The 8,723-nt window shown below is 48.4% G+C and carries 5 protein-coding genes and 1 pseudogene; 5 read left to right on the forward strand and 1 reads right to left on the reverse strand.

The window, feature by feature from the left end; translation table 11 throughout:
• Nucleotides 1-39 precede the first annotated feature (39 nt).
• The 5 genes from LWH94_RS16455 to LWH94_RS19660 all read left to right on the forward strand — a co-directional run bounded on the left by LWH94_RS16455 (nucleotide 40) and on the right by LWH94_RS19660 (nucleotide 8,128).
• Complete coding sequence (locus LWH94_RS16455) at nucleotides 40-1,602, forward strand: class I adenylate-forming enzyme family protein (RefSeq protein ID WP_232902929.1); 1,563 nt, start codon at nucleotides 40-42, stop codon at nucleotides 1,600-1,602.
• Between the two features lie 80 nt (nucleotides 1,603-1,682).
• Entirely contained in the window at nucleotides 1,683-2,921 is a 1,239-nt protein-coding gene (locus tag LWH94_RS16460) for a thiolase family protein (RefSeq protein ID WP_232902930.1), read from the forward strand.
• A gap of 505 nt (nucleotides 2,922-3,426) precedes the next feature.
• Nucleotides 3,427-6,225 carry a LuxR C-terminal-related transcriptional regulator gene (locus tag LWH94_RS16465; RefSeq protein WP_232902931.1) on the forward strand — a complete coding sequence of 933 codons (2,799 nt, stop codon included), beginning with the start codon at nucleotides 3,427-3,429 and terminating at the stop codon, nucleotides 6,223-6,225.
• 166 nt (nucleotides 6,226-6,391) lie between these two features.
• Nucleotides 6,392-7,525, forward strand: coding sequence for a CaiB/BaiF CoA transferase family protein (locus tag LWH94_RS16470; protein WP_232902932.1), 1,134 nt, complete (start codon nucleotides 6,392-6,394; stop codon nucleotides 7,523-7,525).
• A gap of 360 nt (nucleotides 7,526-7,885) precedes the next feature.
• Nucleotides 7,886-8,128 (forward strand): transposase, encoded by a 243-nt coding sequence (locus tag LWH94_RS19660; protein WP_442915006.1) that lies wholly within the window; start codon nucleotides 7,886-7,888, stop codon nucleotides 8,126-8,128.
• Nucleotides 8,129-8,146: 18 nt separating this feature from the next.
• Here the strand turns inward: LWH94_RS19660 and LWH94_RS16475 are convergent.
• A pseudogene (locus tag LWH94_RS16475) lies at nucleotides 8,147-8,605 on the reverse strand (IS3 family transposase); the annotation flags it as partial.
• Between the last annotated feature and the right edge of the window lie 118 nt (nucleotides 8,606-8,723).

Below are 8,723 nucleotides of genomic sequence, written 5' to 3' on the forward strand. Positions count from 1 at the left end.
TTTTATACAAAAATAAGTATCAGTAGGGTAGGAGGCAATATGAAAATTAACTTTAGTAACCAAATGGAAGCGCTGGCAAACCGGTTTGGAGATAACGAAGCTATCGTAAATATTGAGCGCAATAGACGATATAGCTACACAGAGTTTCATCAGCTTACGAATAGAATCGTCAATATGATGACATCTCTCGGGCTGAGTGCCGGCGACAGGTTTATCAATATTTTGGATAACGACAACCTTTCTCTGCTTCATGCGCCCACTATTTTTAAGGGTTGCGTGACCGGCGCGTTTACGAACTTCAGAGATTCTTTGGAAGAGCATACTTGGCAAGTTAAGAAATCAGGTGCGAAGGTAGCCTTTATTGAAAAGGAGCTCCTAAACTCTCATTACAAGATGCTGCGAGACGGCAATGTTACCATTATTGTAATGGATGAGCCTGATGAGAGCTTTGAGGGTGTTTTATATTTCTGGGATTTAGTAAATCAAGCCTCGGATCGTAATCCAGATATAGTTGTTGATGACAGAGAACATTGCGCAATAATTCGGTTTACCGGCGGTACAACCGGTAAGGGTAAGCCAGCAATGTACAGTATTGATAACTGGCTTAGCTGTCGTGACACTGCATTTGCGTTGCAAGATAAAGCAGCTTGGATGGATAACCCAAGATGCATTCATGTTGCGCCAATTAGTCACGGCAGCGGAATGTTGTATTTGCCAACTTTGTATTCTGGCGGCTGCACCATTACACAAAACGAAGCTGACCTGAAAGTATATTGCAGAAACATCGAAAATGAAAATGCTACGATTACGTTTCTCGTTCCAACGATTCTCTATCGGATGCTTGATATTGACTCAGACTTGAGCTCACTGAAGTACGTTATCTATGGTGCGGCACCGATGAGTGCTGGCAAGCTCAAACAACTGCAAGAAAAGCTTGGGAATATTTTTGTTCAGTGTTATGGCTCGACGGAACATTTTGGGTTTGCATCAAACATGGGAACGAGTCAGCACGTCATCGAGAGAGAAGAAGATGAGGTCAGGCTGAGTTCAGCAGGGCAGCCAACGCCAGGTGTTGAGTGCATAATCGTGAACGAGAAAGGCGAGAAGGTCCCAAAAGGCGAAACTGGTGAGATTTGGATGCGTTCTCGAAGTATCTGTCTTGGGTATTTAGATGCTCCGGAGCTAACTGCCGATGAGTTTGATAACGGATTCTGGAAATCTGGTGACCTTGGATATATGGACGACAAGGGGTTTATCTATTTGGTTGACCGAAAAAAGGACATGATAATTTCTGGTGGTTTTAATATTTATGCTAATGAAGTTGAAGCGGCACTGAATAGTCATCCTTCTGTTCTAATGGCTGCTGTTGTTGGTATCCCGCATGAGGATTGGGGCGAGGCTGTTCACGCCGAAGTTACCTTGCGCGAAGGTTTCGAGGTAGGTGAAGATGAGCTAGTGGCCCATGTTAAAGGCCTGATCGGGGGATACAAAGCGCCAAAATCGATAGTTATTGTCGATCAACTTCCTACTAGTGTTGTTGGTAAGGTTTTGCGAAGGAAGGTGCGCGAAAAATACTGGAAAGGCGGCCGGAAAGTCTCCTAACAAAAGATTAGTAGAGCGATAATTTTTATTTATAGTAATCCGCCTAATGACTTATTTAATAGGTTTTTTGGAGATGTATAATGGAAGATATTTTCATTGCCGGTGTCGGCATGACAAAATTTGGTCGTCATCTTGAGCGTAGTTATAAGGATCTCGCAAAAGATGCTATAGAGCAGGCGCTTACTGATGCCGGTGCTAATAAGGCTGACGTAAACCAAGCTTTTTTCGCCTCATGCGTTGTCGGATTTATGCATGATCAACACATGATACCTGGCCACGTTGCGTTGCGGTCTATGGGGTTTGAGGGCATTCCAATTTTTAACTTGGAGGGGGCTTGTGCATCTGCTAGCACTGCGCTTCATCTGGCTCAGAATGCTATTAGGAGCGGGTCGTGTGACATCGCAATTGCTGTTGGCGTAGAAAAGATGAACAGCCCTGATAAGGCAAAGATGTTTGCGGCGTTTGACTCTGCGTGGGATGTAGAAACCGTAGACTATAACCGGGATATCCTGTTAGAGATGGGGGAGGGGGTCGAGTGCCCGGAGGGCTCCCAGTCTCCCAGACCATATTCCATGTTTATGGATGTCTATGCCGCGTTCTCCCGTTATCATATGAAAAAGTTCGGTACAACTCAGCGACAAATCGCTGCTGTATCAGCTAAAAACCATCAACATTCCGTACATAACCCTCTCGCACAGTATCAGGTTGCGTACACTATCGAAGAGGTTTTGGCTGCGCCCCCAATAACCTACCCACTTACATTGCCGATGTGCGCTCCGATTTCTGATGGCGCGGCGGCTGCAGTGCTGTGCAACGCCGAAGGGCTAAAGAGGCTTAAGGGAGACAGTTCCCGAGCCATTAGGCTGCTTGGTAGTGTTGTTCGTTCGAGCTCAAATAGAAGCTTCGAGGATTATGAAAATCACCTAACTGCTTTGGCTGCCAAAGATGCTTACGAAATGGCTGGAGTTGCTCCAACCGATGTCGACGTGGCTGAAGTTCATGACGCGACCGCGATGGGGGAAATAATCCAGGCGGAGAATCTTTTACTGGCACCATACGGCGGGGCGGGATGGGCTGCTGAAGCCGGCGAGTTCACGATAGGTGGCCGAGTTCCCATTAATCCGTCAGGCGGACTGGAATCTAAAGGCCATCCGATTGGCGCGACCGGAATTGGGCAAGTTTATGAGCTAGTCACCCAGTTGAGAGGGGAAGCTGGAAAAAGGCAAGTTGAGGGTGCTCGAATTGCCATTCAAGAAAATGGTGGAGGCCTTTATGGTGTTGAGGAAGCTACGGCTGTGGTGAATATATTCTCTAAATAGTCGCACTTTATCGGAGGCGACGCTGGGGCGCATACAAGGTGCCCCAGCCACTCCTGAGAACTTGGCCATATCACCCAGCGTCATTGCGTCAAAGGGGCGCAAGACCTATTGGGACAGATTGATCGAAAACCCAGAGGGTCTGCACGTGATAGAGGAGAGCACCTATACTCACAACACCTCAGAGGGTAAAGCCCAGCGGGCTACTAAGCCCCTTTGGTTAAAGCTGATTTCACGCCATTGAGCGCGTCCTGGCTGAATGCGGTAGAGGGGTGGTTTGGTTAGTGCCAATAGTTGCAATGCGCGCTTTATTGGTGGGTATTCTTCAGGGTTGTGGAACTGAAGTCTGCAATTAAAAGTACACCACGGTTCACAATGAAAAACTGGCAAAGCCTTTCTGGCAAAACCAAACCATCGAACCCATTACGTCATCACTGGCATGGGCAAGCTTGAGCTTAATCGAGGTGAAGCATGCAAATTAACCAGACGGTACACTAGGTGGGCTGGAATGAGGCAACAAAAATCTGTACACGGCATACGGCGTCATCTGAATTCGAGTTGGCGTCTGCCGTTGATTCCGACCAAACTTTCCTCGCCGAGAAGGTCTCAGCCACTATTTTACCGCAAGCGGCTGGGGAGTCTTGCCCAATCAATCCTGAAATATGCTGTGATCTCGGTCCAAGCGCCGGCTGGCTATGGAAAGACTACGCTCATAGGTCAATGGGTAGACGAGTATCGAGGTGGCGATAAACTTGTAGCTTGGTTAAGTCTTTCAGAAGAAGACAACTCTGAAAGGCAATTCCTGTCTTATCTCATTGCCTCACTTTCTATAGCGAAGCCGAATTTCTGCAGTGAGGCTGTTAGAGCAATTAACTCTGAGCCGCCTTTATCGATTGAAACAGTGGAAGCGATATTTCTTTCCGAGTTAGCGGCCTCTCGAGAGGAAATCCTTCTTACATTAGACGATTACCACTGCATTACAAATCCTGAAATTCATGAATTAATGTCGCGCCTGATTCAGAATCGACCTGACAACCTTCACATCATTATCGCAACCAGATCAGAAGTCCCTTTACGGTTGTCTAGACTGAAGCTGGAAAACCAGTTGTTAAGTTTAGATGTCTCTGATCTTCGCATGGATTTTAGTGAGCTTGAGACTTTTTTAGGCGAAGTTGTTGAGCTGAATCTACCAAAGAATGTTGCGAGACTCCTTTACGAAGTCAGTGAGGGGTGGGTCGCTGGCGTACAAATGGCGGCTTTGTCGCCAAGGCTTCGCAGAGAGCCTACAAAATTCCTTAATGAACTCGCAAGCGGATCCAGGGATCTTCGAAACTACCTCGATGAGGTATTGATAGAACTATTACCCTCAGAGTTAGAGGAAGCCCTTGTACGCTGCTCAATTTTTGAGCGCTTCAATGCATCGCTATGCGAGGTAGTTGCTGGGGTGAACGATGGGAGTGCCTTTTTAGAGGAGTTGTCTCGGCTGAACCTGTTTATATTTTCGCTTGATGATGATAATCAATGGTTCAGGTTCCATCGTTTATTTTCTGATTTTCTTCAAGAGCGTTTGGACCAGTTAGGTGCAAAAGAAGTAAGGGCACTTCATAGCCTTGCCTGCAACTGGTTCGTCGCTCATGAGTTGTGGGCTGAAGCAGTGAGTCATGCTTTGGCCCTTGGAAATTCAGGTCTTGCGAAAACGTTCATCGAACGCTGTGCCTCGGAAATGCTCGAACAAAGCCGAACGGGCACACTGGTCAACTGGGGAAAGCAAATACCAGAGCATGAGTTGAGCAAGAATATTGACTTGCGCTTGGCAATAGTTCGGGCTCAGATGCTAATGATGGAGCTTCCTCCCATCCATGGGTTACTTCAAGAGATAGAGTCTGACTTACAGAACAGCGATGATGTTGATTTGATGGAAAGAAAAGAGGATTTACGAACTCAACTAAAGACAACGTCATCGTTACTGGCACTACTTGAGGACCGGTTGGAAGACGCTAGAGCCGCTGCGGAGCCATTGATGAAGGCGCCTAGAGCTCTCAATAGATTTGAGTACGAAGTCGTCTTCAATGTCTTGGGCTATATCTATCTCCATCAAATGCGCTTCGATGAATTAGTCGAATTGCAGCAACAAGCTGCTCGAATGACGAAAAATCTTCACTTCGGTGAGGGATACCGAAAGGGCTTTGAAGGCTTGAGCTGGTTCTGGCGCGGACGCTTAGAAAGGGCTAGGGCAGTGTTGGAAGAGTCTTTAGCTATTTCTGAAAAAATTGCTGGTCGACGTTCCATGGCTTCCGTGACGGCAATCGCCAGCTTGGCCGAGATTTGCTATGAACGTAACGAGATAGAGGAAGCCGAGGAGTTATTGGCATCTGCAATGACGGGCTCTTTGGATGCCTGCTTATTGATAACCGCACAAACCATTTACTCGCTCCTTGCTCGAATCAGCAAACTGCGTGGAGAAAAATCAGAGTCTTGGATATTACTTGATAAGCTCGAAAAGATTGCCATGAAAAGAGGCTGGGTCCGAGTTGAAGGCCATTGTTATGTAGAACGTATTCAGTCTGATATTTGGGACGGTGATGGAGTATCGGCAGCTAAGGAGCTAAAGCGTTTCGAACAGTATCTTGATACCGTGAACCTGGACGCTATTGCTAAAGGGATTTTGTATGATGACTGGTTAATATCGAAGGCAAGAATTGAGCACCTTAGTCAGCCATCTAAGAATTTTACGGGCGAGCTTCATAAGCGTATTGCTGTTCTAGACGGTCAAGGCGCGCTTTATCGTAGCGCTAAATTCAGAATGCTGGTCGCGCTTGGAGAGTGGAGAGCTGGCCAAACCAAGAAGGCTAAGGAAAGCTTAATTCCAGCACTGGAACTCGGGCAATCGCAAGGCATGTGCAGGACCTTCGCAGATGAGCTTCAAGGTGGGCAGTGTCTTTTAAAAAATATTGCTTCAAGTTTAGAAACGGATGAAATGAGGTTGAGGCCTTACATTGAATACTTAATAAATAGCATGGAGCCTGCACCAAAATTGTTAGGCATCGCTGACAAGGATCTTGAATCTGACCCCTCACGGGCCGATGTTTCAGATCTCGAGCTCTTGAATGCATCAGAGGTGACTGGAAGGGAGCGTGAGATTCTGGAGCTAATAGGGGAGGGGCTCTTTAATAAGGAGGTTGCTAACCTGTTAGGGATATCCGAGGGTACTGTAAAGTGGCATCTAAAAAACCTCTACAGCAAATTGGGAGTTTCCAGCCGGACCCAAGCCTTAAAAAGGGCTCAGAGTCTTAAACTGATAAATTAAGCCTCGTTCCCGGTCCTTTCCCCATGGGCTTAGTCTTGGCGCACCATCCTTTCGAGGGGGGGAAGGTCGTTGATTTTTGGTTAGTATTTTTGGCTACAAGAGCAAAGTAACACGGCTGAATTAAATGCCATTTCGCTCGAACGCACCTCGGAATTTAGGAGTTTTTATGGGGCCTCTTGAGGGAGTCAAAGTTGTTGAGTTCGCAGGAATCGGTCCTGCACCGATAGTAGGTATGCTGTTAGCTGACTTGGGTGCTCAAGTTGTGCTGATAGAGCGCAAAGTTATGAACTCAAACGCCGCAGCAGTTGATCCTACGATGATGGGAAAGGCTGCGTTTTTTAAGCGAGGCAAAAAGTCAGTCACACTAAACCTCAGAGAGCCTAGTGATGTTGAGGTTGCTTTAAGCTTGGTTGCAAAGGCTGACGTGCTAGTAGAGGGTTTCCGCCCTGGCGTGATGGAAAGATTGGGGATTGGGCCAGCGGTGTGCCTCAAAAAAAATCCAAGACTAATCTACGGCCGGATGACTGGGTGGGGGCAGACGGGGCCGTTGGCGCCGTCTGCCGGGCATGACCTGAACTTTTCTGCTATCACGGGAGCCCTTTCTTACGGCGGCTTGCCAGGGGACATTCCATTCCCCACTCCGACATTGCAAGGTGACGTTGGTGGGGGGAGCATGTCTTTGGCGCTCGGTATCCTCTCCGCACTTTTTCACGTCAATAAAACTGGCAGAGGTCAAGTGATTGATGCGGCCATCTCAGATGGTGTTATTTATAACATGATGCTTTTGGCCAGCTTGAGGGAACAGGGCGTCATTGGCGATGGCAAGCGTGATGACTTTTTCAGTGGTGTTGCTCCGTGGTGTAGCACTTATCGGTGCGCCGACGATCGCTTCGTAACTGTTCAAGCATTAGAGCCTAATTTCTATCATGAGCTAATTTCAATCTGTGGTTTTAGTAATGATCCGGATTTTGTGGATCAAAACGATAAGAGTCGCTGGGAGAGAGCGAAGAAGAAGATGGCGGCCTTTTTTGGCTCCCGAACGCAGGCTGAATGCTGTTCGATTTTGGAGGGAACAGACGCTTGTTTCGCGCCGGTTTTGAACCTTTCTGAGGCTGAAAATCACCCCCATAACCAGGCGCGTGAGAGCTTCATTTGTATTGACGGAGTGTTGCAGCCCGCACCTGCCCCCAAGTTTAGTCTTACCAAACAGGTGGTTGGCGGTATACCTACTCTAGGTGAACACAACGAAGATGTTTTGGGACCGCTAGGGCTGTATAACGAAACCAAGCTCTCTGATTGATATCAGAATTTTAGAGTCGGCGGTGAAACCGGTTAGTTTTGAGTTCGGGAGAATCTGAATAAATCCCCAAAATCAGGGATAATACAGCCATCGTCAATCGCATAGTACATGGATCAGATCACCTTCTCGGAAGCCAAGTGCCAGACCAAGAAGCGCAAAACCCGCCGCGAAATCTTTCTGGAACGGATGGACAAGCTGATTCCGTAGAAGCAGCTGGAGAAAAAGGTAGCCCGTTACTACTCCAAGGGACTGAGCGGGCGGCCGCCATATCCATTGTCGCAACCGTCCGGTAACCCCATCTTGAGCCATGCGCCGCTGCCGTCAGGATAGTGTCCACTTATTTTTAAGTGGACACTTAACATGACCAACGTAAGCGTAACCAAGCCCTATCAAAAATGTCGTCGTTACTCCAAAGAGCTGAAGGCTCGTATAGTCGCTGAATGTCTGAAGCCCGGAGCGTCCGTTTCCCGGATTTCGCTGGATAACGGTCTCACCGCTAACATGGTCCGGCATTGGATGAGCGAGGCAAGAAGAGCGGGTGAAATACCGGCGTTGAGGTGGACCCCATCAGTTGGACAGCCTGAAGGTGCAGTTAAGCTCTGATCCGGCTGTATTCCCGGCTCAAGCTGCCAGGGTCATGGGTTGTTGGTAGTACACCTCATCCGGTGTTTGGTAATCAAGGGTTTGGTGGTACCGGGCCTGATTGTAATGCCGGAAGTACCGGTGGAGCGCCTGCTTCAAGTGGCGTCCATCCTCGAAGGCTGTGAGGTAGACGCACTCGTGCTTGACGCTGCGCCAGAGCCGTTCCACGAAGATGTTGTCATGATAGCAGCCCTTGCCGTCCATGCTGATCCGAATGCCATGCTCCTTGAGAGCGCCTGTGAAGGCCTCACTGGTGAACTGGGCACCTTGATCAGTATTGAAGATTTCCGGCGTTCCATGGCGCTGTAGGGCTTCCTCCAGGGCATCGATGCAGAAGTCTGTGTCCATGGTATTGGAGACCCGCCAGGACAGCACCTTACGGCTGTACCAGTCGATAATGGCGACCAAATACATGAAGCCTCGGGCCAGCTGCGTAAACCGCTGAAGGTTGCCACCCATTCCACGTGAAGCCTGCCACCCGGACCGGAGCAAGGCTGCCACCCATCGGAGCGTAGCGACGCGGGGTTTCTCTTCTTACTCCGAAGTCTCAGTGCCC

It is taken from the genome of Marinobacter sp. G11 (assembly GCF_021282325.1).
Taxonomy (GTDB): Bacteria; Pseudomonadota; Gammaproteobacteria; order Pseudomonadales; family Oleiphilaceae; genus Marinobacter; species Marinobacter vinifirmus.